The organism is Amycolatopsis sp. PSD-21 (genome assembly GCF_055561455.1).
Genome location: NZ_CM145712.1, coordinates 8,222,599 through 8,249,531, shown reverse-complemented (window position 1 = coordinate 8,249,531; position 26,933 = coordinate 8,222,599). Strand labels below are relative to the sequence as shown.

Below are 26,933 nucleotides of genomic sequence, written 5' to 3'. Positions count from 1 at the left end.
GTTATGGAACTGCGTCAGCTCGAATACTTCGTCGCGGTGGCCGAGGAAGCGAACTTCACCCGCGCCGCCGAGCGGCTGCACGTGGCGCAGCCCGGGGTCAGCGCCCAGATCCGCCGTCTCGAACGCGAACTCGGGCAGCCGTTGCTCGACCGGTCGGCCAGAGCGGTCCGGCTCACCGAGGTCGGCGCCGCCGCGCTCCCGCACGCGCGGGCCGCGCTCGCCGCCGTCGCCGGGGTGCGGCAGGCGGTCGACGATCTCACCGGCCTGGTCCGCGGCCAGGTCGCGATGGGCATGGTGTCCTCGCGGGGCCCGGTCAACCTGCCGGATCTGCTCGCGCGCTTCCACGAGCGTCACCCGGCGGTCGACATCACGCTCGCCGAGGCGACCTCCGACGTCCTGCTCGCGGGGGTCGCCGACGGCCGGTTCGACGTCGCGCTGATCGGGGTCTCCGGCGAGCCGCCGCCGGGGATCGGCCTGGAGGTCGTCCTCGACGAGCCGCTCGTCGCCGTCTCCGGACCGGAGGATCCGCTCACCGGGCAGGCCACGATCACGCTGTCGGAGCTGGAAAGCCGTTCCCTGGTGAGTCTGCCGAAGGGCACCGGCATGCGCGCGATCGTCGACGCGGCGTTCCTCGCCGACGGCGCCCAGCCGCGGGTGACGCTGGAGGCGGGCGACCCGAACGTCGTCGCCGAACTGGTCGGACGCGGGCTCGGCGTCGCCGTGGTGCCGATGTCGCTGGCGACGCACTACACGGAACTGCACGCCATGGAGATCACGCGGCCCGCCGGCCTGCGGGCGAAACTGGCGCTGGCCTGGCGGACGGAGGGGCCGGTCAGCCCCGCCGCCCGCGTGTTCATCAGTCAGGCACGGGCGTTGCTCGGGCTGTGAGCCGCCACAGCGAGGTGATCTCCTTCGGGTCGGCGCGCGGATGCCTCGGCCGGATTTCCTCCCTGCCGACGACTTCGAGGCCGGACCGCTCGAACGCGGTGAGGAGTTCTCCGCGCGTGCGCAGGTCCAGCAGTTCGGCGAGGTCGGACAGGATCAGCCACGCCTCCCCGCCGGGTTCGAGATGCCGGGGCAGCCGGTCGAGGAACGCCTTGAGCATCCGGCTTCCCGGGTCGTAGACGGCGCGTTCGAGCGGGGTGTGCGCCCTGGCGGGCAGCCACGGCGGATTGCAGACGACCAGCGGCGCGCGTCCGGGCGGGAACACGTCCGTTTCGAGGGTTTCGATTCCGGTGAAACCCAGGCGCTCGAAGTTCTCCCGCGCGCAGGCGAGCGCGCGCGGCTCGTTGTCCGTCGCCACCACGTGTTCGACTCCCCGGTGCGCGAGGACCGCGGCGAGCACGCCGGTGCCGGTGCCGATGTCGAACGCCAGTTCCTTGGCGGGCAAGGGAGTTCGCGCCACCAGGTCGACGTACTCGCCGCGGACGGGGGAGAAGACCCCGTGATGCGGATGGATTTTCGCGCCGAGTGCCGGGATTTCGACGCCCTTCAGCCGCCATTCGTGCGCGCCGATGACGCCCAGCAGCTCACGCAAGGAAACCAGCGACGGGGTTTCGGAAGGTCCGAAGACCTCGGCGCAGGCCTCGCGCACGTCCGGCCCGCGGCGCAACGGCAGGACGTGGCCGGGGTCCAGCGGGACCAGCAGCCTGCCGAGGATCCGCGCCCGGCGCGCCCGATGGTTCCGCTGGTCCCGGAAGGGTTTCCCGGCCGCGATACCGCAGCGCCGGGACATCGCGGCGAGAAGGTTCCGCGCGCCGGGGAAGTCGCCGTGCCAGGCGAGCCCGGTGCCTGCCGCGGCGAGCCGGAACGCCTCGTCGGCGGTGACGCGATCGTCGATCGTCACGACGGTGCGGGGCATGTTCGTGCCGACGGTGGTCAGCCAGCGCCGACCACCGTCCATTATGGACTGGGGGTTCATGTTTCCGTTCCTGTTTTCGCCCGCGGCGAAGAGACCCCGCGGGCTTCGTGGGGGTGTTGTCAGGAACGGCGGTTAGTGGACCACCGCGGCATGAACCGGTGTCGACACGAAGCCGAGTCTAGCGGAACGACGCGGCGTGCTCGGCCGCCCAGACCTCGAAGTCCAGCCCCGGCCTGCCGGTGACGTCCTGGACGGTGGAGGTGACCTCGCCCGGTTTCGTCACCAGCCCACGGAAGCCGCCCAGCATCGTGTCGACGATGAAGTTCGGCATCTTGGTGAGCAACTCGGCGCGTGCCTCGTCGAGCGGGATCTCCTCCCAGCGCGCCGGACGGCCCGCGGCGTCGCCGATGATCCGGACCTGCTCGGCCTGCGTCATCGGGCGGGTGCCGGTGAGCACGTACTTCGCCCCCGCGTGGCCGTCGCCGGTCAGCGCTTCGACGGCCACCGCGGCGATGTCCTTCTCGTGGATCAGCGGCATCGACGCCTCGCCGTACGCGCCGCGGACGACGCCGTCCGCGCGGATCGACGGCGCCCAGCCGAGGGTATTGGCCGCGAATCCGTGCGGCCGCAGGAAAGTCCAGTCCAGCCCCGCGGCCTCGATCGCCTCCTCGACCGTGCGATGCCAAGCACCGATGGCGTTGTCCTGCTCCGTCAGGGAATCGTCGACGGCGCCCGAGGACAGGAACACCACGCGCTTCACCCGTTCCCCGAGCAGCGACACCGTGGGCACCAGCGCCTCGGCGGAACCGTTGAGCATCAGGAACACCGTGTCGACGCCGTCGAGCGCCGGTGCGATCGTTTCCGGTTTCGCCAGGTCACCGCGGACGCCATCGGCCGGCGGGTTCCGGCTCAGCGGCCGGACCGGGACGTCTCGCGCCCGCAATTGGCCGACTACTTGCGAGCCGACGTTGCCCGTCGCGCCGGCGACCAGGATCGGCTTCATGCCGCCACCGCCGAGAAGACCGGGCGGTACCGCTTGACCGACCCGCCCGACATCCCCGGGTAGGTCTGCACCTTCTTCCACACATCCGTCGTCCCGATCCCGTCGGCGCCGGGGGCCGCGAGCGCGGCGCGGTGTGCGTCCGCGCTGGCCCATTCGGCGTAGTTCAGCACCCTCCTCCCGTCGGTGCTCACGTGGAAGAACCCCGAGATCCCGCCTTCGGGACGCGCGGGTTCGGACGCCAGTGCTTCGAAGACGAGGTCGATCCAGTCGCGTTGCCGCCGCTCGTCGGGCCCTTCGAACTCGACCGAGACGATCACGAGGCAGCCAGGCGCGCCCTCGCCGCGCTGTCCGCGGTAGAGGCGGAAGACCGGCGCGCCGTCCAGCCCCTGGATGGCGTCTTCGCTGGTCCACTGCTCGTAGGTGAAGGCGCCGTCGTGATCGATGCCTTCGTACGCGGTGAAGGAAACGAGTCCTTCGTGGCTCTTGAAGGCCGCCCGCGCCGCGTCGGCGTCCGGCCATTCCCGCGCCACCACGACCGTCGCCCCGTCCGGTGTCGGCCAATGTCCCTTGTGGATGGTCATTTCGGAGGTCCCCTGTGCTGTCATGGCTCCAGCATGAAACTTAAACAAGGGTTCAAGTCAAGCTAGGATCGTGACCATGTCCGAACTGCCGTCCGAACTCACCATCGGCGAGCTGTCCCGGCGCAGCGGCGTCGCCACCTCCGCCCTGCGGTTCTACGAACGCCAGGGCCTCATCAGCAGCAGGCGGACCAGCGGGAACCAGCGCCGCTACCCCCGCAGCGCGCTTCGTCTCGTCGCGTTCATCCGCGCGTCGCACCATCTCGGCATCCCGCTGGAGGTGATCGGCGGCGTGCTCGACTTCCTGCCGGAGGGCGCCGCGCCGGACCAGGCGTTCTGGCAGCGGGCTTCCCAGTGCTGGAGCGCCGAGCTGAACAAGCGCATCGAGCAGCTGGAATGCATGCGGGACCGGTTCACCGAATGCATCGGCTGCGGCTGCCTGTCCTTCGAGCAGTGCGTGCTGGTGAACCCCGGTGACGTCCTCGCCGCCAAGGGGCCCGGCCCGGCGCGGCTGATCACGGACTGACCGCGGCCAGTTTCCGTTCCAGCAGCCGCCGTTCGGCGCTGTTCTCCGCTCGCGCGATCGCGGCTTCGTAGGCCCGCGCCGATTCTTCCGGCCGGTCGAGGCGGTGCAGCAGATCCGCGCGGATGGCGTGGTACAGGTGGTATTCCGCCAGTTCGAGGCCGTCGATCACGGCGAGGGCCGCTTCGGGGCCGTCCACTTCGGCGACCGCGACGGCCCGGTTGAGCGCGACGATCGGCGTCGGATTCGCCGCCAGCAGCAGGTCGTACAGCTGGACGATCTGCGACCAGTCCGTGCTCGCCGCGTCGGCGGCGTCGCTGTGGACGGCGTTGATCGCCGCCTGGATCTGGTACGGCCCCGGCTGGTTCCGCCGCAGGCAGGCACGGACCAGCGCCTGCCCTTCGGTGATCAGCTCGCGGTCCCACCGCGACCGGTCCTGCTCCGCCAGCAGCACGACCTCGCCGTCCGCACCGGTGCGGGCCGCGCGGCGCGACTCGGTGAGCAGCATCAGCGCCAGCAGCCCGGTGGCCTCCGGTTCGTCGGGCATGAGGGCGGTCAGCAGCCTGCCGAGCCGGATCGCTTCCGCGCACAGGTCTTCCCGCACCAGCCGATCGCCCGACGTGGCCGTGTACCCCTCGTTGAACACGAGGTAGATCACGGCGAGCACCGAACGCAGCCGGTCCGGCAGGTCGGCGTCGTCCGGGACGCGGTACGGGATCTTCGCGGCGCGGATCTTGCCCTTCGCCCGGACCAGCCGCTGCGCCATCGTCGTTTCGGGGACGAAGAACGCGTGCGCGATCTCGCCGGTGGTCAGCCCGCCCAGCAGTTTCAGCGTCAGCGCGACCTGCGCGGTGATGGCCAGCGCGGGGTGGCAGCAGGTGAAGATCAGCCGTAAGCGGTCGTCACGCACGGGACCCTCCTCCACCGGTTCGTCGCTCGCGCTGATCAGCGCGGCCTGGGCGTGCTTGTCGTCGCGCGCGGCTTCCCGGCGCAACCGGTCGATGGCCTTGTTGCGGGCGGTCGTGATGATCCAGCCCGCGGGGCTGGGCGGTGGACCGCTGGACGGCCAGCGGTCCACCGCCTCGGCGAAGGCGTCCTGGACGGCTTCCTCGGCGATGTCGATGCTGCCGAAGACCCGGACCAGCACGGCCACGGCGCGGCCGTACTCCTCGGTGAAAACGCGTCCGATTTCCTCGGTGGTCACACGCACGAAGGACCTTCGTCGCCCTGGAACGGCCGGACCTCGACCGGAAGGTAGGTGATCTCGGTGACCCGCTTGGCCCATTCGAGCGCGGCGTCCAGATCCGGCGCCTCGAGGATGGTGAAACCGCCGAGATGTTCCTTGCCCTCTACGTACGGGCCGTCGGTCATCGCGATCTCGCCGTTCTCCTTGGCCCGCAGCACGGTCGCCGTGGTCGGCGGGTGGAGACCGCCGGCGAAGACCCAGACACCCGCGGCCTTCATCTCGTCGTCGAGCGCCTGGATCTTGCGCGCGATCGGCTCCAGGAACTCCGGCGGCGGAACGGGACCGTCGGGCTGGTACAGGCTGATCAGGTACTGGGTCATGGCGTCCTCCTGAAGTCGGAGCGGCTTGTCATCACCTACACGAAGAGCGTCCCGCCGATTCGACAGCCGGCGGGAATTATTTTTCGTGGCCACATCGTCGCAGGTCGAGCCGGGATCCCTGGGTGAGACAGGCCGCGATCCGGTGGACCTGCTGGCCGTAGCTGCGGCCCTTCAACGCCTTCACGGTCCCGTTCCGGCCGACCTCGCACGGGTTGCCTTCGGTGCAGCGCTCGCCGTCACGGTTGTGGGTGTTGTTGATGCCCATGACCGTGTTCCCGTCGCGGGACAGCAGCACGGAACCGGAGTAGCCGGGCCCGCTCACGCAGGTGTCGCTCGGGGCGTAGCGAACCGCGTCGTCCTGCTGGTATCCCGCCTCTCGCAGGTGCGGCACCACGGCCTCCACGGTGCAGCTCGGCCTGCTGCTGGAGTAGGCCATGAGGAGCCGGTCTCCGGCGCGCATCGGGGTGGTGGTCAGCCGGAAGACCTTCGCGCCTTCCCTCGCCAGCTGCGCGTAGGTCTTGTCCAGCCGGTAGAGCGCGATGTCGGTGCCGGTCATCGTCGCGTAGACCAGCCGGGTGGCGCGGGCACTGGTCTTCGGATAGCCCTCCCGGTCGGCGATGGTGACCGGACGGGGCAGATCGGCGGGCCGGTCGACCAGGGCCTTCCCCGGTGCGGGCCGCCCGCTCGGCACGCAGTGGCCGTTGGTCAGGGCCAGCGCCGGGTCTTCGGGACGCGCGGTGGCGGCACGCACCACCGCGCCCTTGCACTCGCCCACCGCGGCCGTGCCCTCCACGTTCGGGACCGGGGTGTCCGGGGGAACGTCGGTGCCGGTCACGATGCCGTTGATCCAAGCGGCGTTCTTCGAGACGTCGGTGTACATGTCGGGGAAGTCGGCGCCCCTGATGCCGGGGCCGATGACCGTTCCGGCCAGCGCCCAGCCGTCGCCCGAACGGATCAACGCGGGTCCGCCGGAGTCCGTCGTGCCCGGGCCGACGGGCGGCTCGGCGCGGCCGACGCACAACGGCAGGGTGTGCCCGTCGTCGTCCCAGCACCGGTCGAGCGGCACGATCTCGGTGTCCGCTTCACGCAGCTTGCTCGGAAAACACTTCGGGTCCTTGAAGTCGTCGCAACCGGTCGCGGCCGCGCCCCAGCCGAGGATGCGGACCGGGGTGCCGTCGGCGGGAGTGGCGCCGGCGAGCCGGATGGGCTTGGCGCGCACGGGGTTTCGCAGATGCAGGACCGCGATGTCCTCGCCGGCCGGGTTGTAGGAGTTGTGGCGCCGGTAGAACTTGTCGACCTCGGTGACTTCGCCGCCGGTGGTGGTGTCCAGCGAACCGACGCGGACCTTCCAGCCGCGGGGGACCCCGGCCGTCGAACCGGTCGGGGTGTTGGCGCAATGCCCGGCCGTGACCGCCCATTGGGGCGCGATGAGCACCGCCCCGCACCGGTGTCCGTCCGGGCGGGGCGAGTCGTACTGGAGCGAGACCATGAAGTCGTAGGGCCTGGTGGACTCGGTGCCGCCGATGACGGCCGACGCGGGGGCCGCGGTAGCCGTCATCAAGGCCAGCGCGAGCGCGAGGGATCGGATTCGCATACGGATCACGCTGGCCGGTCGGTGTCCGCGGAACTCGATGAGCGCGTAACAGTTCCGTGCCCGCCTTGATCGGTACTGCTGACTGGTACTGCCGGACCCAGGCTGAACAGACCGTGCCAGCTCCTGGGAAAGCCCGGTTTTCTGGACTCGTCACCTCGTGAACGAGTCCACTTAGGAGAAACGCAAATGACGAACTCGCACGCGAACAGGGTCGCCGTCGTCACCGGAGCGTCCAGCGGGATCGGCGAGGCGGCCGCTCGGCGGCTCGCCGCCTCCGGTGCTTCGGTCGCGCTGATCGCCCGCCGGGCGGACCGGCTGGAAACGCTGGCCAAGGAGATCGAGGCCGACGGCGGTACCGCGCTCGTGCTCGCCGTCGACGTCGCCGACGCCGCGGCGATGCGGGCCGCGGCGGCCGAGGTCGAAGCGAAACTGGGCCGCGCGGACCTCCTGTTCAACAACGCCGGCGTGATGCTGGCCGCGCCGATCGACGAACTCGCCACCGAGGACTGGCAGCGCATGATCGACGTCAACCTGACGGGCCTGATGAACGCGATCGGCGCGTTCGTCCCGCATCTCGTCGCTTCGGCGGACGAGAAGGGCGTCGCGGACCTGGTGAACACCTCGTCCATCGGCGCGCAGGCCGTCTTCCCGTCCTTCGCCGTGTACGTCGCCTCGAAGGCCTACGTGACGCACCTGTCGAAGAACCTTCGCGCCGACCTCGGGCCGAAGGGCGTTCGGGTCGCGGCGATCGAGCCGGGCCTGGTCGAGACCGAACTGCAGGGTCACGTCACCGACGCCGGCGCTCTGCGGTGGCTGGACGGCGTGCGCGAGTCGCTGACCTGGCTGAAGCCCGAGGACATCGCCGAGACCGTGGCGTTCCTGACCTCGCTCCCGGCGCGGGTGAACCTGCAGCAGGTCACCGTGATGCCCACGGCGCAGGTCTGATCAGGGAAAAAGGATCCTGGCGATCGCGCGGGCGGCGGTGTCCGGATCCTCCTGAAGCTCGGCGCGCAGCGCGCCGGTGAGCCACAGGTTCGCGAAGCCGTGCATCAGCGACCACGCGGCGACGCCGGCCATCGCGTCGTCGCTGACCGATGCCGCGCCGCTGGTCAGCAGGGCTCCGGCGCGGTCACGGGCGGCGGTGAGCGCCGTGTCGTCCTCGCGGTGGAGTTCGGGGCGGAACATCACCTCGAAATGCGCGCGATGCTCGATCGCGAAGCGCACGTACGCCACCCCGACCTCGACGAAATCCCGATCGCTCTCGGCCGCGAGCGCGTCCGCGAGCAGGTCGAACCCCTCGGCCGCCAGCGCGGTCAGCACCCCGGCCTTGTCGCCGAAATGGTGCACCGGCCCGGCATGCGAGACCCCCGCGCGCCGGGCGAGGTCGCGGAGGCTGATCCCCGCCGGGCCGTGTTCGGTGATGGCCGCGACGGCGGCGTCGAGCACGGCCCGGCGGAGGTCGCCGTGGTGGTACGGACTCATGCCGATGAATCTAGCCATTGACAAGATGGCCCGCAACAGCGCATCTTGTCAGTGGAAAGATTCACTTGGTCGGAAGGCATGGTCATGGATCCCGGTCTCGCACCCGTACTGATGCTGATCGCCGTCACGGCGACGTTGTTCCTGCTGGGCGTCTTCGGCGTCCAGCGATTCAAGCCCTGGCCCGTCGCGGTGCGCGGCGGCGTTGCGGCACTGTTCGTCACCACCGGCCTCGCGCATTTCATCGGCATGCGCGAGGAACTCGTCGCGATGGTTCCGCCCGCGCTGCCCGCGCCCGGACTGCTGGTGACCGTCACCGGCGTCCTCGAACTCGCGGGCGCCGCGGGCGTTCTGTGGTCGCGGACGGCGCCGTGGGCGTCCGCCGGGCTGACGCTGTTGTTGCTGGGGATGTTCCCGGCGAACGTGTACAAGGCGCTGCACGGGCCGGTGACTTCGACGATGGACGAACTGGTGCCGCGCAGCCTGATGCAGGTGGTCTTCCTCGCCGCGACGGTATCGCTGGTGGTGTATTACGCGCGTACTCCGGACAGACCCTTTGCCCAAAGGAGACCTTAAGTCTTTCCCAAGTTCGGGCCCCGCTCGCGGAAACGGCACTACCCTCTGAGAATGAAGATCTCATTGTGGATCGGATTCTGTGGGCTGTGCATCCTCGCCGGGCACATGCTTCTCGGTGCGGTCGGTGTCGTGCTGCTGATGAGCTGTCTCCCGGCGGGGCGCGAACACGAATCCGGTGACAGAAAAGGGAAAACGTCCGCGCGGCTGGCCTGAACTCAGCCCAGCGCGCTCACGAAGGCGAGCGCGCCGAGAAGCGGAACGGCGATCGCCGTGAACAGCATCGTCCGGCGGCTCGGTTTGGGACTTTCCAGTAATGCCCGGATACCGGCCGGAACCAACGCGACACAAAGTCCGGCGGTGCCGATGATCGACACGAATTCGGTACCTTTCAGAACGCCGAGCGGCAGAAGCCCCATCGTCGCCATCCCGATCGACCCGGCGACGCCCAGCACTTTCGCCCGATAGGCGGCGAAAGCGAGCACGTACCAGCCGAACATGATCGTGAACGACAGAAAACTGAACAGATGCAGGTCCTGATACGACTCGCTGACCACGCTCTCGGCGAACCCGGCGCCGCGGCGTTCGGCGAGTCCCAGTGCCGCCTGGTCGATCCCCGCGTGGAAGGTGCGCTCGAAAAGTCCAAAAAGGACGAACAGGCCGCCCCAGGCGGCCAGCGCGGGTTTCGTACGGCCGATCTTCGTGGCGAGCGCGACGATCGCGGGCCACAGCAGGACATTGCCCGCGAGGAAACACGTGTACGCGGCGGTCATCAGCGTCGGATGCACGCTCATCGCTTTGAGCTGGCTCGGGAAGAAGAAGTCGAAGGGCGACCTGAGCAGCGTTCCGGTGAGCAGCAGGACCGGGCCGAGGACCATCGAGACCGCGGCGACGCGGCGGCCGGGGAAGACGTAGTCGGTTTCCATACCCGGTGAGCCTGCCGCGCTTGGTGGTGGTGCGGATCGGATCAGGGGCCGGTCTTCGGGCTCAGACCGTGGGTGGATTCCCGTGGGGCGGTTTGCGATGGGCTGTGTGGTTCTTGGCTGGTGGATCGCTGTGGCCGCGGGGTATCTGGGGGAATCGCTGTCTGGTGGGCGGGTTGTTGCCGATTTTCGGCGAGGCCGGCGGTTGCGGTTCGGTGGTTGGTGATCGATCTGAGCGTGAGCGGGATGTCGCCGTTTCTTGGCGACGGGGCACAGTGTCTGGAGAGCTTGCCGTGGTGTAGGTGGGTTGTCGCCGGTTTTCGGCGAGGCTGGGGCTGCGGTTCGGTGCTTGGTGAACGGTCGGGTTGTGCACGGCTGTGGCCGGTTTTCGGCTATGTGCCGGGCATGGTGACGCGCGGTGTCTGGAGAACTTGCCGTCGGGTGGGCGGGTTGTTGCCGATTTCCGGCGAGGCTGGGGCTGCAGTGCGGTGCTTGGCGAACGATCAAGGTGTGCACGGCTGTTGCCGGTTTTCGGCTACGTGATGGGTACGGCGACGCGCGGCGTCTGCAGCCCGCCGCCGCGTGGGTGGGCTATCGCCGGTTTTCGGCAAGGCCGGGAGGCTGCGGCTCGGTACCTGGTGGACGATCAGCTCACGAGCGGCCCTCGCCGCTAGCGAATTCGCCCTCATGAAAGGACGTCGCCGTTTTCCGGCACCGCCGCCTAGAACGGCGGCGGTTCATCGGCGCTAGGCACCGGCGGCCGGGGTTGATGGAGCGGGGGTGGTGTACTGGTGTGGGTCTGTCCGGTGGGGGTGGTGATGGTGAGGGTGCCGTCGGCGGCGAGGTGGTAGGTCCAGCCGGGTTCGTCTTTGAGGCGGTGATCTCGTCGGCAGAGGTCGATCAGTTCGTCTGCGTTGGTATGGCCACCGTGTTGCCAGGGCAGCGAATGGTCGATATCGCAGGCCTGGGCAGGACGGTGGCAGCCGGGTCTTCGGCATTCCCGGTCCCGGACCCGCACGAACTCGCCGAGGCCCGCGCTGGGGCGGTAGCGGTCCCGGCCGAGGTCGAGGACCTGCCCGGACAGCGGGTCCGTGATGATGCGGCGCAGCACGGTGTTCGGGCCGGTGGCGATGTGCCGGGCCAGCGCGGCGGGGACAGTGCCGTGTCCAGCGAGCTCCGCGGGATCGTCGTTGAGGCCAAGATAAGTGAACAGATCCATGTACAGGAACACTTCGGTGCGTTCACTGGTGCCGCCTTGTCCGCCGAGCAGAAGGTCGAGCGCGACGTCGGCGCGGAGCTGCTCCAGGGTGCGAGTCTCCTCACCGGTCTTGAGCGCCCGTGCTTCCCGATCGATGCGCCGATAGGCTGCGGTGACTTTTTCGACCGGCCCGTCTTCGACCTCGATCGACGCCACTCCCGTTTCGCCTTGCCGCAAGGTCAGGCGGCGGCCTTCGCGATGCCGTTCGGCCCGTGCTTCGGCGCCCTCGCGGTCGACGGTGATCGCGGCGTGGTTGGCGGCTTTCCGGATCTGATCAGGGTTCCTGCCTGGTAGCCGATCTTCCAGGAGCGCATCGACGGTGCGGGCGTCCTCGTCCGACAGCCACGCGGTGGCCGCGGCGACCTTCATCGCGCCGAAGCCGCTCACTTCTCCTTGGTCCATCAGGGACAGCGTGCGCGGCAGGCGGGTGGTCAGCGCGTCGGCCGCAGCGACCATCGCACCGGCATGATTGTCCACAAGAGACAGCGCGAAGGCGACCTCCTGTGTGACGCTGCGGGCGCCGTCGCGATGTCGGTTCAGCTGCGCCAGCGCCCGGAACCGGACCGCTTCCAGCCGTGCAATACCGGCCGACGCCGCTTGCGCGAGCGCGACGGAATCCTTGTCGTCCAACGAATCGATGACAGCGTTCACCGCTTCCAGCAGCTCGGGGCCGGTGAGGTTTTCGAGTAGCGCCACAGGCGCGGAATGTGTGTCCACCCCACGACCATACGACCGGCCACCGACAGTTTCCGGCCTCACGACGCGGGGCGGGATTACCGATTTTCGGTAATGAGGATTCGGTGGGGAACTGCCGAGAACGTGGTTGACGCCGATCTTATTGATCACCTTATGTCTGAAGTGGCTGACGAGATGATCGTGAAGGTCCGCGATGGCCACGCCGTGCGCGATAAGCCGCCCACATCGCCTTGGGTGCCGATCTGGACGGTGGGGATAGATCTACGCCGAGTTACGCAACCGCGGAATCCTGGACGTGCCGATCGTGTGCTGCGACATGAACACCACTGCCCGGTGCCCGGCCAAGGACCGGACACCGAAACAGCGGCGTTCCCCGCTCAGTTCGTGTCGAGTGCGACAGCGATATCCCCGACAGGCAAAGGAAAGTCGCCGATCTTCGTCGCCGCGCCGGTCAGCAGATCGACCGAATGGAACGTCGACGGCCCGGCGGCCGGGTTGAGTACGGCGAACGCGCTCACCGAGGTCGTCTTGCCGTTGGTCAGGTCGCTGTAGATGTCGAAACCCGCGATCGGCCCGGTGTCGACGCCGAGCGCGCCGGTCGGGCTCAGGAACCCGGCGTTGGCTGGCGCCTGAACGAGCACCTGGTCGGTCACCGTGCCGATGTCGAACAGCGTGGTCGCGGTGTCGGGATTGAGGTCGTTGTTCGTGTAGGCGGCGGCCGTGACGCCTCTGGTCGGCCCGCCCGCCGGCGGAGTGGTGAGAATGGTGTCCTCGACCGTGACGTGGTCGGCGAGGTTGTGCCGCAGGTTCTGGCCGTAGTCGCTGATCACCCGCAGCCGGTCGGCGGCCGGGTTGAAGTCGACGCCGAAGTTCGTGCCGTACAACGGAACGCTCAGTTGCGAGACCTTCGTGACGACGACGTCGGGGGCCGCGGGCGGGAATTTGATCGTGTAGATACAGCCTTTATCGCCAACGCCGTACAGCAATCCGTTCTGTACCCGGAAATCGATCCCGATCAGCCGGGTCTCCCCGCAGGTGAGTCCCTGTACGAGCCGCACCCAGTCGAGGACCTGGGGCTGGGCGGTCCAGTAGGTGGCCATCAGCTTGCCGTCCGACGAGATCGCGAACGCCCGCAGCCCGGCAGGCTGCGCCGAGGCGGCGGTCGCGGTCCCGGCGACCAGCATCGCTGTGACGGCCACCGCGGTCATGACCTTCTTGAGTCGTGCCCTCATCCGTACTCCCCTCAGCGGAAACTGTGCGAGCACAAGCTATTCGGCGGCACTGGACGGGCATTGGACGTCGGTTGGATCCGGCGTCCGGCGGCTTGCGGGCGCGAAGGACCGGCGGAACAGTGGAACGATGAGAGTCAAGAATGTCCTTGCCTGCTCGATGATCCTTTGCTCCGGTTTCACGATCACCGCGCCCGCTGAAGCAACTCCGGAATGCGCTTCCGGCGTCAAGGTCATCAAGCCGGTGGTGCTCGAAGACCCGGGCCGGTGGACCTACACGTTCGACCTTTCGTGGTGCGCGGACGACGGGACGATCCGCTGGGCCGAGCCGGCGGTGACGGCGCGGGTGCACAGTCCGGCCTGTCGCTGGGCCGGCCGGATCGAGGAGTCGCTGACGAAAGCACCGGACAGCGAGGCGTGGAGCGCGTTCGACATGAGCGAGTTCTCCTGCCAGGACGGCGCGGGCAAGGAACACGGCGTCAACCCGTGGGTCGTCGTCCACTTCCACCCGACGGGCGCGTACGACACCAGCAGCGACATCGCGGCTTAAGCCCGCAGGATCGCTTCGATCGCGGCCACCGCTCGTTCCCGCAACGCGCGATAGCCCGCCCGCTCGGCGAGGGCGAGCGCCCGGCGGGCCTGCCCGAGGTCGCCGGTCGCGGTGGCGAGCCCGATGAGCGCGTCGATCTCGGGATACCGATCGCCGCTCTCCCGCAGCAGGGCCAGTGCCTGCCGGTACCGGCGGACGGCGTCCTGCCGATGGCCCACGCGCTGATGCACGCCCGCGAGCGCGACGAGCGCCTCGCCCTCGCCGCGTGGTTCACCGGTCGCCCGCGCGAGCCGCAGCCCTTCGCGAGCGTGGTCGAGCGCGTCGGTGAGACGGCCGAGATCGCAGTACACCGAGGCGAGCCTGCCGAGGGTTTCCGCTTCCCCGGCCCGGTTCCCGGCCTCTCGGTGTAGCGCGAGGGCCTTGGCGAGCAGGCCTGCCGCCTCGCTGACCCGGCCGCGGGCATGCTGCACCTGCCCGAGGTTGGACAGGTTGATCGCCTCCCCGTAGCGCGAGCCGATCCCGCGATACCGGCGCAGCGCGCGGACATAGTGCCCGGCCGCCCTGGCAAGATCGCCCATCTCCCAGTGGACGAGCCCCAGATTGCCCAGCGCGACGGCTTCCCCGGCGTGGCTTCCGGCGCGTCTGCTCAGCTCCAGGCCCCGGGAGAACCGCACCGCGGCGGCCGGAAGCCGCCCCGACTGCCAGTAGACGCAACCGAGGTTTCCGAGCACCGCGGCCTGCGCCTCCACCCACCCGGCCCGACGCGCGAGCACGAGCGCGCCGGTGTGTCGCCGGACGGCCTCCCGGTACCGGCCTTGGCGGAAACCCAGGTCCGCCAGGCTGAATCGGGCGGACACGCGTGCTCGGAGATCGCCGTCCTCCTCAGCGGCGGCCAGTGCGGCCCCGGCGGCAGTTCGCCACTCCACCTGGCGTGATGACAGCCAGAAGTAGCCGCGCAGCGAGTCGGCCAGCAGCCAGGCCACCGGCCCCGGAGCGTCCTCGACGACGGCGACGAGGTTGCCCAGTTCGGTCTCCAGCCATTCCGCCGCGTTCTCCTTGGCCGCGGCGGGAACCGGCCCGTCCGGCACCGAAAGCGGCATGCGGAACATGTGCGGGTAAACGATTTTCGCCGCTTGGTCGGCTCCCCGTAGATACCACTCGTGCAGGCGGCGCCGGGCGGATCCGGTCTCCGCCGGGGATTCGAGCAAACGGTCGGTGGCATAGCGGCGGAGCAGGTCGTGGAAGTGGTAGCGGCCGGGCGCGTGCTGTTCGACGAGATGCGCGCTCGCGAGCGTGTCCAGCATCGGGCCCGCCCGCTCCGCGCCGGTCAGGATCTCGACGGCCTCGACGCCGATGTCGTTGCCCGGCACCAGGCTCAGCAGCCGGAACAACCGGCGCGTTTCCGCGGGCAAGGCCGCGTAGGACAGATCGAAGGCGGTCCGGACGGCGATCTGCTCGTCGCCCGGCACGGTCAGCGCGCCGAGCAGATTACCCTTGCGTAGCTCGATGGCGTAGTCCTCGATGCCTTTTCCGGGATCTTCCGCGAGGTTGGCCGCGGCGATCCTCAGCGCCAGCGGCAGATACGCGCACAGCCCGGCCACTTCGGCGGCCGCTTCGCGCTCGGCCCGGACCCATTCGGGGCCGAGTACCCGGGCGAGAAGGTCCAGCGCCTCACCGGGTTCGAGCATGCCCAGCGTGAGCCGGCGGGCGCCGTGGAGGGCGACCAGCCCGGCCATCCGGTCCCTCGCGGTGACCAGCACCAGGCATCCCGGCCCCGCGGGCAGCAGCGGCCTGACCTGATCGACGTCGACGGCGTTGTCCAGCACCACCAACGCTTTCCGGTCGGTCATCAGCGTCCGGTACAGCGCGGACGCGGTCTCGGTGTCCGCGGGGAGGCGTTCGGCGGGGACGTCCAGCGCGGCCAGGAACCGGGTGAGCACTTCGAGCGCCGTCGCGGGCGCACCGGTGGAATGGCCGCGCAGGTTCGCGTAGAACTGCCCGTCGGGGAACCGGTCCTTCACCCGGTGCCCCCAGTGCACGGCCAGCGCGGTCTTCCCGGCCCCCGCCGGCCCGGTGACGGCCACGAGCGCCACCGCGCCACCGGTGCTTCCGGCGCGTGGCACCAATTGGTCCAAAATGGACAGCTCGGCCGTCCGGCCGGTGAACCCGGACGGTTCGGCGGGCAGTTGCCGCGGGACGCGTGCGGCGGACCGCGGCGCCGGGAGCGGTTCCTCGTCTTCGAGCAGCGCGGCGTGCGCCGCGGCGAGCTCCGGCCCTGGTTCGACGCCGAGTTCCTCGACGAGCCGCTGCCGAACATCTTGGTAGAGCCGGAAAGCCGTCGCCCGCTGGCCCGCGCCGTGGTACGCCCGGATCAATCGGGCCTGCGCGGGCTCGTCGAGCGGTTGATCCGCGGCGGCTTCGGCCAAGTCGCCGAGCACCTCGACGGCGGCGCCGATCGCGAGCATCGTGTCGCCGTAGCGGGCGAGCAGCGCACGACGTTCCGCCTGCAACGCCAAGACCTTCGGATGCGTTGCGAGCGAAGGGATATCGGCCAACGGCCTGCCCCGCCACCAGCGCAGTGCCTCGCCGAACAGCGCCGCGGCACGGCCGGTCTCGCCGTCGCGCAGGGCGTCGTTCGCCTCGGCGACGAGCCCGCGGACGTGGGGCAGGTCGATCTCGACGGCGTCCCAGCGCACCGCGTAACCGCCGCCGACATGCGGCAGGATCTCGCTCCCGGACCGAGCCGGACGACCGGGTTCCAGCAGCCGCCGCAGGTGTTTGACGTGCGTCTGGAGGACGTTCACCGCACTGCGCGGCGGCCGCCCGCCCCACAGCGCGTCGACCAGTTCCTGCTTGGACATCGCCTCGCCGCCGGCGAGCACGAGCAAACCCAGGACGGCACGGCGACCCGGTGGGCCCAGCTCGATTTCCGTCCCGGCCAGCCAGACGCGCAGCGAGCCCAGCACCTGGATCCGCACAGCCACCGGCAGGAACGTAGCGAGCGGTCCCGCGCCGCACAAGGAAGAACGGCGGAAAGAACCCCGCTGCGCCCGGCTTTGGGGCCGCTCAGGCTAATGCCCGGCGGGCAGGAGGTCGTGACCGTTCCAGGTGAACCGGGCCGTGGTGACCGCGTCGTCACCGTCGCCGCCGGTGATGAGCTGGTGGATCCCGACGCCGCCGAGTTCGGCGTAGGTGCACCATTCGTGGTCCGACGTCAGCATCAGGTCGAGGTCGAGTTCGGACAGCAGGCCGAACACCTGCCCCCGGTTGGTCGTGTCGACGCCGACGAACACCTCGTCGAGCAGGATCACCCTCGGCGCCTCGGGCGCGGCCTGGTAGTGCGCGGCGACGGCGGCGAACAGCGGCAGATGCAGCGCGATCGCCTTCTCCCCGCCGGACAGCGCGCCGTGCAGCTTCTTGGTCAGCAGCTGCCAGCCCGCCCCGTTCGCGCGGTCCACCTTGACCACGAACCGGTGCCAGGACGTGTAGTCGAAGACCTGCGCGAGCTGCTGCTCCCAGCTGGTCGCCGTGTCGTCCGCCTTCGCCTGCTCGACGCGCTCACGGAAGAACTTGTGCAGCGACACGCGATCTTCGGCGGTCAGCTGATCCGGATCCTTCAGCAGCAGATCCCGCGCGGTCTTGGTACCCGGCGGCAGATCGGGGGAGACCTGCCAGACCAGCCGGACGGCCACCCTGGACGCGGTCCGCACGCGCTCCAGCCGCGCGTTCATGCCGTCGACGAGGTCGTTGGCCTGCCGGATACGGGCCGCGAGATGGCGGCGGGTGTCACCGGTCAGCGTCTTGTCGAACAGGTCGCTTTCCCGGTCGGTGATCTCGTGCCTGCTCTGTTCCGCTTCCGCGTAAAGGATCTTCAGCAGTTCGGCCGCGCCGACCCGCAGCCCGTCGACGACGGCGGTGAAGATCTGGACGTCCTCGTCGGTCTCCAGATCGAGTTCCGCCCGCGAACTGAGCGTGTTCCGGCAGGTGTGCACGGCTTCGGAGAGCCGGTGCAGTGCCTCGCCGAGGTTGCTCGGCGCGTGCGGCACCGACGGCCACGCCGCGGCGACCAGCCGGGCGGTTTCGAGCGCCGAGCGCACCCCTTCGGAGGCGGACAGGGTGGCCTGGAACTTCGGCAGGTCCTCGATCCCGCCGTCGGCGGGGAAGACGCCGGTCGCGAGCTTCCGGAACCGGAGCGCGGCCGCGTCCTGCTTCTTGGCGGCGTCCTCGCGGGCCCGCGCGTCGGTCGTGCGGCGGACGCCGAGCGCGCCCAGCGACACCGCGAGCTCCTTGGCGTCGGCGTTCGCGGCGCGGAGTTCGCCCGAGAGGTCACGGAGTTTCGTGCGCAGCCCGTCGATTTCCGCGAGCACCTCGCGCTGGCCGCTGCCGGCGGTTCCTTCGATCGCTTCGAGCATCGCCGTGAGCTTGACGCGTTCGGCCTCCGCCTCGGCAGCCTCGTCCTCACGCCGGACCGCGTTCGCCTCCGACCGGTCGGCCTGTTCGGCGCACAGCTCGGCGCGCTGGGTCGCGGTGAGCAGGTTCCCATGCTCGTACAACCAGTTCTCGCCCTGGTCGGAGTAGGTGCGCAGGGCCGTGGCGAGCGCGGCCAGCGGCGCGCGTTCGGTCGGCAGCCCGCTCTCCGAAGCCTGGGCGGTCAGCTCGTGCAGCGCGGTCTTGGCCTCGATCTCCAGCGCGGAGACGGCGGACTCCAGATGCCGGACGGCGGCGTCGGCGGCGGTCAGCTCGGCCTCGGCCGCGGTCAGTTCTCCCGTCGCGGCAAGGAGATCTTCGTGGCTGGGACGGGCGGCGCGTTCGATCTTGATCAGCTCGCGCCTGCCGCGCAGCGCGGCCAGCTCGCCTTCCAGTTCGGCGACGGTCTTCTCGCGAAGAGAGATTTTGTCCCGGAGTTCGGCGATCCGGCGTTCCCGCGCGCGGAGGCGGGCAGAGGCGCCGATGTACGCCGGAGCGTCCTTCGTCCAGCTGCCCGACAGGCCGCCCATCCGCCAGCCGCCGTCCGCGCCGATCGCGGCGGGTCCGGCGGGGAGCGTGTCGTCGAAGGCGATCACTTCCAGGATCCGGCGGATCTTCGCCGGGGAAAGCTCCGCGTCGAGTTCCGGCACGAGGACGTCGGCGAGGGAACGGCCGGTGGCCACCGGCAGCGTCCCGGTCTCGGCGAGCACGTCGTGCCCGTCGACGACGCCGTGGGAGTTCACCCAGGCGTCCAGCAGACCGGCACCTTCGAGCGCGGCCTCGATCCCCGCCTGGGCGCTTTCCGGGACGGAGCCCGCGAAATCGACCAGCCGCCACAGCGGCGCGCCGCTCATTTCGGTGCGGTCCGTCGTGCGGGTGCGCGGCGGCTCGGGCGCGAGGACGTCCTCCGTTTCGAGCACGCCCGCCTCGACGAGCAGTTCATCGTGCTCGGCGCGCGCGGCGGCCAGCGCGGCACCGGTCGCCGCCTCCCGCCGGATGATGTCTTCGAGCACGGTCTCGGCGACGATGCCGAGCCTGCCCAGGAGCGCGACCTCCGCCTCGGCGTCCCGGACGACCGCCTCGACATCGGGGAACCGCAGCTCGCGGCAGCCGATCGCCCATTCGGCGAGCCGGGTGCGCAGATCGCTCAGCGCGAGTTCCCGCGTCGCCGTCGTGAGGTCCACTCGCTCCTGCGCGGCCGAGAAATCCGACCGCGCCCGGTCGAGATCCGCCTCGGCCTGATGACGCCGGCCGACCGCGCGTTCATGCTTGTCCAGCGCCCGGCCGAGCGTCTCGACCTGGTCGCGCTTACCGCGCACGGCGGCCTGCAGCAGCGGACGGAGGCGGGCCGGTTCGTTCAGTCCGGCGACGAGTTCGTCGTGCACCCCGGCCAGGTTCGCGCGGGTCGCGGCGGCGCGGACCTCGGTCTCCAGCGAACGCACGAGGTCGGCCTGTCGTTTCGCGACCTGCTTCGCCGCCCGCGAGCGCTCCTCGTCGGCGTCCGCCTCGGCGCGGAGCCGATCCGCGTCCGCACGCAGTGCTTCAGCCTTCTCGCGCGTGGACAAGGCCCGCTGCCGCAGCTTGTCGAGCTCCTGGCCCTTGCGGTACGACTCGGATTCGGTCAGCCCGGACAGGCGGGCTTCGGTCTCCTCGACGTCCTTTTCGAGCTTCGCCGCCAGTTCCTCGGCGGCTTCCTTCTTCGCGGCGACCTCGTCGTACTCCTCGGCCGAACGGCGGGCGGCCGCGGCGAGTTCGTCGAGTTCGGTGGTCGCGGTGATGAGGTTCGCGGCGCCCGCGCGCAGCACACGCTGGGCGTAGGTCTTCTGCCGTGCGGCGAGCGCGCGGGTCGCGTCGACCTCGGTCTCCAGCGAGCCCAGCCGTTCGCGTTGCGCGTCGAGCCGCTCGAAACCCTCGGCGAGATCCGCGATCTCCTGCTGCCCCAACGGCGGAAGCGCGCGGGACAGCAGGTTGGACAGCAGGCTCGGGTCGAGCCGCTGCGAGAGTTTGGGCATCCGCAGCTGGAGCAGCGCGGTGATCAGCGCGTCGTAGCGCTGTTCGCTCAAGGTGGGGAACAGTTTCGCGCGGATCGCCGCACGGTACTCGGCCGCGCCGTCGTGCACGGTCCCGTGCTCGCCGAGGGCTTCCTCCAGCGCGTTCTTGGTCAGCGGCTGGCCGGCCTCGTTGACCAGCGGCAAGCCGTCGCCCACCCGCAGATCGGTGGTGAAGAAGTCGGCGTGCACCGTGCTGGTGTGCGTGCTGGCCTGCAGCCGAGCGCCGCAGGTGAACCACTTCTCGCCGGCCATGCCGAATTCGAGCCAGACGTACCCGACGCGCGTGGCGCCGGAAGCGCCTTCACCCATCAGGTTCCAGTGCATGCTGCGTTCACTGGTGCCGAAGGTCGACAGCCGGTTCGCGCGCAGGCTCGCGTCGAACAGGAACGGCAGCAGCAGCTCCAGCGCCTTCGACTTCCCGCTCCCGTTGGGGCCGCGCAACAGCAGGCGCCCGTCGTGGAACTCGAAGATCTCGTCGTAGTAGCGCCAGATGTTGAGAATGCCCGCACGGGAGGGGATCCACCTCGTCACGGTCACGGCGCCTCCTCGGTGCGGTCGGTGTACCTCGCGGCGGCCGGGAGCGGCCGGACGAGTTCGGCTTCGGTGCAGACCAGGCCGAAGCCGGTCAACACGGCGAGCGCGTCGACGGTCAGCCGCCGCACCCCGTCCCTGCCCCGGTACGTCTTGGCCCAGCGCGGGAAGCGTTTCAGCAGCTTGGCGGTGGCCTTCTGCAGGTAATCGGTGGTCCGCGGCTCGTCCAGCACGTCGAGCAGCAGGAGCGCGGCGACCTTGGCGTTGCTGCCGTCGTCCGGGAACTTCTCGTCGGTGGCCAGCCCGTCGACGTCGACGAGCAGCACGCCCTCCGCGCGTTCTTCGAGGACGAAACCGCCCTGCTCCGCGGCTCGCCGCAGCAGCTGGCGCCCGGTCGGCGTGCCGAGGTACGCGCGCTCTTCCGCGGTCAGCTCGGCGAAGTACAGCACCGGATCGTCGACGAGACGACGGAAGACCGTGTGCCGCAGCCACAGGTTCCGCTGGACGTCCGACGCGCTCGGCGTGTCCTCGTGGCGGCCCGACGAGAGGCCGTAGCGCTGCTCGTGCGACACCGCCTCCAGCAGTTCCTCGAACCGCAGCGCGACGTCGTCGGCGGGCACGGCCAGCTGGGACGGACCGACCGGCGCGGCGAGCAGCCGCAGCAACAGGGTCGCGTCCACCCGGAAGAGCACCTTCGCCGCCGGATCGTCCACAAAGGACTCCGGGTCGCCGTCGGCGGCTTCGAGGACGCCGTAGGACTCCAGGAGCTTGAGGACGTCCACGAACGCGAGACGCTCCGCCCTGGTGGCGACGTCGAAGGTGGTGACGAGGTCGTCGGCGGCGCTCGCCTGCGCGACGCGGCCGGCGAGCAGGCCGATGGTGGTCACCGGCACGGTCAGCAGTTCGGCGGCCACCACGCACAGCAGGACGTAGCGGCGCCGGTCGAACGCCGCGCGCCCGGACCGCAGCCGCCGCGCCGGGCGCGTGGGATCGGTGGCCGCGCGGACCTTGACCAGCCGCGCGTAGCCGAGCCGTGGCTCGACGGTGAGCGTCCAGCCGCAGTAGTAGTCGAACCACTGCCGGATGGGCTCGCGGCGGCGGCGGATGAGGTCGAAGGTCTCGGGGGAGCCGCGTTCGCCGATCAGCGGGGTGGCAAGCAGGGCCCGGATCCCGCGCGCGACCTCTTCGCGTTCCGCGATGACCAGTTGGTTGGTGAGGCTCACGCACCGCCTCCGGCCGTACTGATCTCGATTTCGAAGTCGGGGCCCCGGAAGACGCCGCTCGTGGTGGTCAGGCGGGCGACCGCGCCGGTCCGCGGCGGTCGCAGGACGATCTCGATCTGGCCGTCCGACGTCGTGCTCCGCCGGGTGCCGTCCGCGCCGACGGCGCTGCCCAGCGCTTGCCCCATGAGGTCGAGCAGCCGCTCGAAAACGCTGTGGTCGAGCTTCTCGAACGCCGAAAGCCGCACAACACCGCCGGTGTCGAGCATGTTCCACGCCGCTTCGAGTTCGGCGCGTTCCTGCAGGGCCTTTTCGGCTCTCGCGGCTCTGATCGCGCTGACGTCGCGAATCCGGCCGGTCCTGGTGAACCGCTCGGTGCGGCCCGCGGAGCGAAGCAGTTCCGACACCTCGACCGGCGGCGCGTCGAGCCACGACGCCGTCGTGCTGACCACTTCCGGGTCCGCGTGGGCGAGGTGCGCGTGCCGCGCGGAACTCAGCCCGAACATCGTGGACCACAGGCGATGCAGGTCCTCCTGCGCCGGGACGACGGTGAACCACCGCGCCAGCTCGCGGAAATCGGCGACCGCGCTGCTCGCGCGCCGCCGCGATTCGGTGATCCGGTCCAGGACCTGGAGAAGCGTGATGATCGCCCGCCGCGCGAGGTTGTGGAGGTCCTCGACCCGCGGCGTCGTCCCGTCTTCTGGCAGGAACCACGCGCGAAGACCGTCCCAGCGCGCCTTGCGGACGTCGATCCAACGCGCATCGGGGTTCGGCAGCGACGCTCCGTTGAGCGCCCGCCGGTGCACCCGCTCGACGCCGTGGTCGTCGATCTCCTTGATCCGGGTGGCGATCGTATGCGTGTGATGTTCCAGGTCGTTCAGGAACTCCTGCAGATACGTGACCGTCGCCGCCTTGACCTCGTGGAACGTCGCGAGGTCGGCTTCGGCGTGCAGGAGGCGCTGGAGGTCGCCGTTGAAGCGCTTGGTGTTGTCGCGGAACGCTTCGAGGTGGCTCTCGACTTCGGTGAGCGTGCTGAACACGCGCCGGTCCGTGCCGTCTTCGAGCTGCTTCACGAGCTCGCCGAGCCGCTCACCCAGCGCCTCGAGCGTCGCCGTCTGCAGCGCCCCGGACGCGTTGAGTACCTCGTTCGCGCGGACAACCCCCGCGTACGCCGCTTCGCCCTGCCGGCTCAGCGAGTACTGGAGATTGCGGCGCTCGTACTCCGACGCCGTCCGGTAGTCGCCCGCGTGGCTCTGAACGGTTTCCAGATGGCCCTGGTCCTTGAGGTGGTCCAGCGTTTTGACGAGGTCATCGTCGTCGAGCGTCTCCAGCCAGCCGACTTCACGCAGCCTCGTGCGGACGTCGTCGATCCCGAGCGCCGTCTCCAGCCGCTCGTTCGCCTCGCCGAAGGCGTGCAGGATCGCCAGGGGGAGCCCGGATCTGCTGCCGTCGGTGAAACGGAACATCTCGGGCGGAACACGGATCGGATCCATGCGTCCTCCGGCGGCTGGTGCGTGGAGCTACACGTTAGGGGGTCACCCAGACGAGTCCGAACGGCCCATCTTTTTCACGCAGAGTGCTCACGTCGTGAAGAGTTCGAGGCGCACCGTGGTCCCCTCGACGGTGACCTTGCGGTAGACGTGACGCCCTTCGACGACCCGGTCGTCGTTCATCACCCCGGGCGCGAAGCCCGACGCTTCGAGCAGCTTGGGCACATCCTCCGCCGGAAGGGTCGCGACGACCACGTATCTCGTGTCGATACCGCGGTCGTGCTGCGTCTCCAGCACCTTGCCGCTGGCAGGCATCGAGATCCCGCCGAACCGGAAGGCTTCTTCCGGTGTCGGGCTGGGCGGGTTCGTCGCGCAGCCGGCCAGGAGGAGGGCGAGGACCGCGAGCAGGGTTTTCACCTACCGTGAGACGCACGGTGGACGTAAGCGTTCCGTCACACTTGGACGGGGATGACAGGGACGGTGCGACACGTTGTACTGGGTGTCAACGACCGAAGGAGATCCACAGTGACGGAAAAGGCTGTTCTCGCGGGCGGCTGCTTCTGGGGTATGCAGGACCTGTTCCGCCGGCACCCCGGGGTCGTGTCCACCAGGGTCGGCTACACCGGCGGCGACGTGCCGAACGCGACCTACCGCAACCACGGCTCGCACGCCGAAGCCATCGAGATCGTCTTCGACCCGGCTCAGCTGTCGTACCGGCAGATCCTGGAGTTCTTCTTCCAGATCCACGACCCGACGACCCGCAACCGCCAGGGCAACGACATCGGCACGAGCTACCGGTCGGCGATCTTCTACACCGACGACAAGCAGAAGCAGGTCGCCGAGCAGACGATCGCGGACGTCGACGCCTCCGGCAAGTGGCCGGGCAAGGTGGTCACCGAGGTGACCCAGGCCGGTGACTTCTGGGAGGCCGAACCGGAGCACCAGGACTACCTGGAGCGCATCCCGAACGGCTACACCTGCCACTACGTGCGGCCGGAATGGCAGCTCGGCGAGCGCTGATCGTCGCGCTGCACGTCTCCGCGGTGCACGCGTACGAGGGCCGTCCCTCCTCGGGGGCACGCCCTGACCCGTCCCCAGTCTCGCGCGACCATGTCGAGGTGCGCGCGGGACTGGGGCTGGTCGGGGACCGGTACTTCAACCATCCCGCACATCGTTCCGCCGCGGTGACGCTCTTCTCTGCTGCTGTCCCCGGTGATCCGCTGCTGGCCCGGCGGAACATCGTGCTCTCGGGCTTCGACGTGGACGCTCTGCCGCGGGGTTCGGTGGTGGCTTTGGACTCGGGCGATGGCCCGGTGCGCTTCGAGGTCCACCGGCCCGCGAATCCCTGCGCTTGGATGGACGTCGTCTACCCGGTTGGTACTTTCCGTGCTTTGCGGAGCCGCGGCGGGAAACGGTGCGTGCCGCTGGACGACGGCGTCTTACGCGTTGGGCCGGTAGAGATCTCCTAGGGTCAGGCGTTGGTTGGCGCCGTCCAGGTCGAAATGCGCGGGATCGAACTGGCCAGGGTCGTCGAGACCGAGCCAGCCGAGTACGTCCTGATGTTCCGGGTGTCCGGGATCCTCGAGGATCTGGATCAGCCGCGCATACCCTCCGGTTCCGCCGACGTCCTCCGGCGGGCACGCCGCTTGGCCCGCGATGCACCGCGGGTAACGCCCATCGGACGTGGCGACCGTGGCTTCCTCGACTAGGATCTCGTGGTCCCAGCTATCGCCGAAGTCGTAGTTGTACACGAGGCGGTCACCGGGTTTCACCAGGTCGTAGAGCCGAACTTCCCGTTCGTCGCGGTATTGCAGCTCAGGCTCGGCTTCGCCGTAATAGGTCTTACCATCGAGGAAGTAGTGCAGGTGGTAGTTCCCCCAGCCCATCGCGGCCTGGATGACGACGTGCAGCCGGTCGAGCGGGATGGCCGCCGGAACCAGTACTCGTCGCCACACCGGGAGACCTTCGATTTCCAGCAGAGTGATCTTCACCTGGTAGATCGGATCACCGGCTTCCGCCTCGCCCAAGATCCGCCGCATACCGGACCGGCCGAGTTCGGTCAGCTCGGCTGAGTCGCCGCGGAGGGTCACTGCTCCCAATCGCTGTAGGACCTCGAGCGTTTCCTTGGTGTCGCGGTCGTTCGTGCTCCGCAACATCTCAGACTGGAATTCGGTGAGGTCGTCCAAGATGTAGGGCGCGCTGACGACATTCCGGACGGTCGTGCACAAGTTCGCGATCGGGACAGCACCGTCCGCGCCGTACAACGACGCCAACGCGGCGCGGCTGCCGTCGGCGAACTCCCGGCGCAGCAGTGACTCGCTGAATCCGCTGTGCAGGAATGCTTGGCCGAGCTGGTCGAACCCGGTGAACAACGCGAACCACAGCTTCTGCGGGTCATCGAGAAGCGCCTGATTCTTCTTCACCGGCACCAGCCGTTGCCCGGTCTTGCGGACCAGCCGCGCCACCTTGGCGCACTCCACGACGAGCATCAGGTTGGGCAGATGCTCGCTCGACCTGGTCCGGTACACGTGGTCGCCGATGGTCTGCTCGAGCGCGTCACCGGTCTTCAACAACGGCACCAGTTCCTTGGCGTCAGCCAGGGTGAGACGCCCGGTCTGGGTGAGCTTACGTCCCGCGCCCACCCATTCGGTGAACGTGCACACCTGCTCGACCAGTTCGGACTTCACCGCGAGATCCATGCCACAGGACACTAGTCATCCAGCTGGCACAGGTCGCTCAAGCCGGCCTTGATCTGTTCAGGCGTCATGCTTCGCCGCTGGTAGACGTATTGTGCCGCCGCCAGTGGCGCGAGCAGCGCGTCGGCCCTGAAATGCGCGTCCGCTTCCGGCTCGATCTCGCTGATCAGCGCGACCAGATGACTGTGGTGCAGCCGGTACGCGCCGGTTACGAACCGCGCCATCGGCGTCTCCGTCTCCGCGACCATGAGCAACTCGCCATGCGTCTCGAGCCGGTCGACGTACGCTTCCAGGAACGCCCTGAGTCGTTCTTTTGGTAGCGCTCCGGGCCCCAACGGCGGCGGCCCGCTGATGAACGCTTCCTGGAACTCGCGCTCGTTCTCGTCGAGCAACGCCTGCGCCAACGCGCCCTTGTCCGGGAAGCGGCGATACACGGTCCCGATACCGACGCCCGCCTCCGCCGCGACCTCGTCCAACGCGAGCCCGTCGATCCCTTTGGCCGCCACGAGCTTGGCCGCCGCGCGGACGATCTTCTGCCGGTTGCGAGCCGCGTCGGCCCGCTCTATCGGCCCGGACCCTGCGATGGGAAGCACTCGGTCAGCCTAACCGGTGGACAAGTGGAACTTTCTCCAGTTAACTAAGTGG

At 69.5% G+C, this 26,933-nt stretch carries 25 protein-coding genes; 8 read left to right on the top strand and 17 right to left on the bottom strand.

All coding sequences use genetic code 11. The annotated features are described in order from the left end of the window. Positions 1-3 precede the first annotated feature (3 nt). A complete protein-coding gene (locus tag ACZ1DY_RS38695; RefSeq protein WP_126730608.1) occupies positions 4-888 on the top strand; it encodes a LysR substrate-binding domain-containing protein in 885 nt (294 codons plus the stop codon). Here ACZ1DY_RS38695 and ACZ1DY_RS38690 read toward each other — a convergent pair. The 3 genes from ACZ1DY_RS38690 to ACZ1DY_RS38680 form a co-directional block, all read right to left on the bottom strand. Further along, positions 857-1,921 carry a methyltransferase gene (locus tag ACZ1DY_RS38690; RefSeq protein WP_465482609.1) on the bottom strand — a complete coding sequence of 355 codons (1,065 nt, stop codon included), beginning with the start codon at positions 1,919-1,921 and terminating at the stop codon, positions 857-859. The genes ACZ1DY_RS38695 and ACZ1DY_RS38690 overlap by 32 nt on opposite strands. Before the next feature lie 118 nt (positions 1,922-2,039). After that, entirely contained in the window at positions 2,040-2,864 is an 825-nt protein-coding gene (locus ACZ1DY_RS38685; protein WP_465482608.1) for an NAD(P)H-binding protein, read from the bottom strand. Further along, entirely contained in the window at positions 2,861-3,469 is a 609-nt protein-coding gene (locus ACZ1DY_RS38680; RefSeq protein ID WP_257484140.1) for an antibiotic biosynthesis monooxygenase, read from the bottom strand. The genes ACZ1DY_RS38685 and ACZ1DY_RS38680 overlap by 4 nt, the downstream gene beginning before the upstream one ends. Positions 3,470-3,521: 52 nt before the next feature. Between ACZ1DY_RS38680 and soxR the strand changes: the two genes are divergently transcribed. Further along, positions 3,522-3,968 (top strand): redox-sensitive transcriptional activator SoxR, encoded by a 447-nt coding sequence (soxR, locus tag ACZ1DY_RS38675; RefSeq protein ID WP_126730613.1) that lies wholly within the window; start codon positions 3,522-3,524, stop codon positions 3,966-3,968. Here soxR and ACZ1DY_RS38670 read toward each other — a convergent pair. From ACZ1DY_RS38670 to ACZ1DY_RS38660, 3 genes are all read right to left on the bottom strand, one after another. Beyond that, the gene (locus ACZ1DY_RS38670) at positions 3,958-5,175 is read right to left on the bottom strand and encodes an RNA polymerase sigma factor (RefSeq protein ID WP_465482607.1); all 1,218 of its coding nucleotides are present in this window, start codon (positions 5,173-5,175) and stop codon (positions 3,958-3,960) included. The genes soxR and ACZ1DY_RS38670 overlap by 11 nt on opposite strands. After that, a complete protein-coding gene (locus ACZ1DY_RS38665; RefSeq protein WP_126730616.1) occupies positions 5,166-5,531 on the bottom strand; it encodes a YciI family protein in 366 nt (121 codons plus the stop codon). Before ACZ1DY_RS38665 ends, ACZ1DY_RS38670 begins: the two co-directional genes overlap by 10 nt. Before the next feature lie 76 nt (positions 5,532-5,607). Next, positions 5,608-7,125 carry a serine protease gene (locus tag ACZ1DY_RS38660; protein ID WP_257484142.1) on the bottom strand — a complete coding sequence of 506 codons (1,518 nt, stop codon included), beginning with the start codon at positions 7,123-7,125 and terminating at the stop codon, positions 5,608-5,610. Positions 7,126-7,311: 186 nt separating this feature from the next. Here ACZ1DY_RS38660 and ACZ1DY_RS38655 point away from each other — a divergent pair, with 186 nt between their 5' ends. Next, positions 7,312-8,070, top strand: a complete 759-nt coding sequence (locus ACZ1DY_RS38655) for an SDR family oxidoreductase (protein ID WP_126730620.1) — start codon at positions 7,312-7,314, stop codon at positions 8,068-8,070. Here the strand turns inward: ACZ1DY_RS38655 and ACZ1DY_RS38650 are convergent, their stop codons facing one another. Then, positions 8,071-8,607, bottom strand: coding sequence for a TetR/AcrR family transcriptional regulator (locus ACZ1DY_RS38650; RefSeq protein WP_465482606.1), 537 nt, complete (start codon positions 8,605-8,607; stop codon positions 8,071-8,073). It lies immediately after the preceding gene. A 78-nt stretch (positions 8,608-8,685) separates the two neighbouring features. Here ACZ1DY_RS38650 and ACZ1DY_RS38645 point away from each other — a divergent pair, with 78 nt between their 5' ends. Together ACZ1DY_RS38645 and ACZ1DY_RS38640 are read left to right on the top strand one after the other, a co-directional pair. Continuing rightward, positions 8,686-9,180 (top strand): DoxX family protein, encoded by a 495-nt coding sequence (locus ACZ1DY_RS38645; protein WP_465410927.1) that lies wholly within the window; start codon positions 8,686-8,688, stop codon positions 9,178-9,180. Between the two features lie 51 nt (positions 9,181-9,231). After that, positions 9,232-9,393, top strand: coding sequence for a hypothetical protein (locus ACZ1DY_RS38640; protein ID WP_257484144.1), 162 nt, complete (start codon positions 9,232-9,234; stop codon positions 9,391-9,393). Between the two features lie 2 nt (positions 9,394-9,395). Here ACZ1DY_RS38640 and ACZ1DY_RS38635 read toward each other — a convergent pair whose 3' ends face one another. From ACZ1DY_RS38635 to ACZ1DY_RS38625, 3 genes are all read right to left on the bottom strand, one after another. Then, positions 9,396-10,103 (bottom strand): hypothetical protein, encoded by a 708-nt coding sequence (locus ACZ1DY_RS38635; RefSeq protein WP_465482605.1) that lies wholly within the window; start codon positions 10,101-10,103, stop codon positions 9,396-9,398. Positions 10,104-10,821: 718 nt separating this feature from the next. Continuing rightward, positions 10,822-12,054, bottom strand: coding sequence for an HNH endonuclease signature motif containing protein (locus ACZ1DY_RS38630; RefSeq protein ID WP_465485767.1), 1,233 nt, complete (start codon positions 12,052-12,054; stop codon positions 10,822-10,824). Positions 12,055-12,431: 377 nt separating this feature from the next. Further along, positions 12,432-13,286: a DUF4394 domain-containing protein gene (locus tag ACZ1DY_RS38625; protein ID WP_465482604.1), complete on the bottom strand. Its 855-nt coding sequence runs from the start codon at positions 13,284-13,286 to the stop codon at positions 12,432-12,434. Between the two features lie 127 nt (positions 13,287-13,413). Here ACZ1DY_RS38625 and ACZ1DY_RS38620 point away from each other — a divergent pair, with 127 nt between their 5' ends. Next, complete coding sequence (locus ACZ1DY_RS38620) at positions 13,414-13,833, top strand: hypothetical protein (protein WP_465482603.1); 420 nt, start codon at positions 13,414-13,416, stop codon at positions 13,831-13,833. Here ACZ1DY_RS38620 and ACZ1DY_RS38615 read toward each other — a convergent pair. The 5 genes from ACZ1DY_RS38615 to ACZ1DY_RS38595 form a co-directional block, all read right to left on the bottom strand. Then, on the bottom strand, positions 13,830-16,817 hold the full coding sequence (locus tag ACZ1DY_RS38615; RefSeq protein WP_465482602.1) for an AfsR/SARP family transcriptional regulator: 2,988 nt from the start codon (positions 16,815-16,817) through the stop codon (positions 13,830-13,832). The two genes, ACZ1DY_RS38620 and ACZ1DY_RS38615, sit on opposite strands and share 4 nt — an antisense overlap. A gap of 87 nt (positions 16,818-16,904) precedes the next feature. After that, on the bottom strand, positions 16,905-20,888 hold the full coding sequence (locus ACZ1DY_RS38610) for a TIGR02680 family protein (protein ID WP_465482601.1): 3,984 nt from the start codon (positions 20,886-20,888) through the stop codon (positions 16,905-16,907). Next, on the bottom strand, positions 20,885-22,105 hold the full coding sequence (locus ACZ1DY_RS38605; RefSeq protein ID WP_465482600.1) for a TIGR02678 family protein: 1,221 nt from the start codon (positions 22,103-22,105) through the stop codon (positions 20,885-20,887). Before ACZ1DY_RS38605 ends, ACZ1DY_RS38610 begins: the two co-directional genes overlap by 4 nt. After that, the gene (locus ACZ1DY_RS38600; RefSeq protein WP_465482599.1) at positions 22,102-23,595 is read right to left on the bottom strand and encodes a TIGR02677 family protein; all 1,494 of its coding nucleotides are present in this window, start codon (positions 23,593-23,595) and stop codon (positions 22,102-22,104) included. The genes ACZ1DY_RS38605 and ACZ1DY_RS38600 overlap by 4 nt, the downstream gene beginning before the upstream one ends. A gap of 87 nt (positions 23,596-23,682) precedes the next feature. Continuing rightward, positions 23,683-24,009: a hypothetical protein gene (locus tag ACZ1DY_RS38595; protein ID WP_465482598.1), complete on the bottom strand. Its 327-nt coding sequence runs from the start codon at positions 24,007-24,009 to the stop codon at positions 23,683-23,685. A 108-nt stretch (positions 24,010-24,117) separates the two neighbouring features. Here ACZ1DY_RS38595 and msrA point away from each other — a divergent pair, with 108 nt between their 5' ends. Further along, entirely contained in the window at positions 24,118-24,612 is a 495-nt protein-coding gene (gene msrA / locus ACZ1DY_RS38590; protein ID WP_126736822.1) for a peptide-methionine (S)-S-oxide reductase MsrA, read from the top strand. Continuing rightward, positions 24,591-25,061, top strand: coding sequence for a molybdenum cofactor biosysynthesis protein (locus ACZ1DY_RS38585; RefSeq protein WP_465482597.1), 471 nt, complete (start codon positions 24,591-24,593; stop codon positions 25,059-25,061). Before msrA ends, ACZ1DY_RS38585 begins: the two co-directional genes overlap by 22 nt. Here ACZ1DY_RS38585 and ACZ1DY_RS38580 read toward each other — a convergent pair. Beyond that, positions 25,032-26,291, bottom strand: coding sequence for a plasmid pRiA4b ORF-3 family protein (locus tag ACZ1DY_RS38580; RefSeq protein WP_465482596.1), 1,260 nt, complete (start codon positions 26,289-26,291; stop codon positions 25,032-25,034). The genes ACZ1DY_RS38585 and ACZ1DY_RS38580 overlap by 30 nt on opposite strands. An 11-nt stretch (positions 26,292-26,302) precedes the next feature. Beyond that, positions 26,303-26,881: a TetR/AcrR family transcriptional regulator gene (locus ACZ1DY_RS38575; RefSeq protein ID WP_465482595.1), complete on the bottom strand. Its 579-nt coding sequence runs from the start codon at positions 26,879-26,881 to the stop codon at positions 26,303-26,305. Positions 26,882-26,933 lie beyond the last annotated feature (52 nt).

Coding starts and splice junctions, on each gene's coding strand:
- ACZ1DY_RS38695 (WP_126730608.1), top strand. CDS start 4: ATGGAACTGCGTCAGCTCGAATACTTCGTCGCGGTGGCCGAGGAAGCG.
- ACZ1DY_RS38690 (WP_465482609.1), bottom strand. CDS start 1,921: ATGAACCCCCAGTCCATAATGGACGGTGGTCGGCGCTGGCTGACCACC.
- ACZ1DY_RS38685 (WP_465482608.1), bottom strand. CDS start 2,864: ATGAAGCCGATCCTGGTCGCCGGCGCGACGGGCAACGTCGGCTCGCAA.
- ACZ1DY_RS38680 (WP_257484140.1), bottom strand. CDS start 3,469: ATGACAGCACAGGGGACCTCCGAAATGACCATCCACAAGGGACATTGG.
- soxR (WP_126730613.1), top strand. CDS start 3,522: ATGTCCGAACTGCCGTCCGAACTCACCATCGGCGAGCTGTCCCGGCGC.
- ACZ1DY_RS38665 (WP_126730616.1), bottom strand. CDS start 5,531: ATGACCCAGTACCTGATCAGCCTGTACCAGCCCGACGGTCCCGTTCCG.
- ACZ1DY_RS38660 (WP_257484142.1), bottom strand. CDS start 7,125: ATGCGAATCCGATCCCTCGCGCTCGCGCTGGCCTTGATGACGGCTACC.
- ACZ1DY_RS38655 (WP_126730620.1), top strand. CDS start 7,312: ATGACGAACTCGCACGCGAACAGGGTCGCCGTCGTCACCGGAGCGTCC.
- ACZ1DY_RS38650 (WP_465482606.1), bottom strand. CDS start 8,607: ATGAGTCCGTACCACCACGGCGACCTCCGCCGGGCCGTGCTCGACGCC.
- ACZ1DY_RS38645 (WP_465410927.1), top strand. CDS start 8,686: ATGGTCATGGATCCCGGTCTCGCACCCGTACTGATGCTGATCGCCGTC.
- ACZ1DY_RS38640 (WP_257484144.1), top strand. CDS start 9,232: ATGAAGATCTCATTGTGGATCGGATTCTGTGGGCTGTGCATCCTCGCC.
- ACZ1DY_RS38635 (WP_465482605.1), bottom strand. CDS start 10,103: ATGGAAACCGACTACGTCTTCCCCGGCCGCCGCGTCGCCGCGGTCTCG.
- ACZ1DY_RS38625 (WP_465482604.1), bottom strand. CDS start 13,286: ATGAGGGCACGACTCAAGAAGGTCATGACCGCGGTGGCCGTCACAGCG.
- ACZ1DY_RS38620 (WP_465482603.1), top strand. CDS start 13,414: ATGAGAGTCAAGAATGTCCTTGCCTGCTCGATGATCCTTTGCTCCGGT.
- ACZ1DY_RS38600 (WP_465482599.1), bottom strand. CDS start 23,595: ATGGATCCGATCCGTGTTCCGCCCGAGATGTTCCGTTTCACCGACGGC.
- ACZ1DY_RS38585 (WP_465482597.1), top strand. CDS start 24,591: ATGGCAGCTCGGCGAGCGCTGATCGTCGCGCTGCACGTCTCCGCGGTG.
- ACZ1DY_RS38580 (WP_465482596.1), bottom strand. CDS start 26,291: ATGGATCTCGCGGTGAAGTCCGAACTGGTCGAGCAGGTGTGCACGTTC.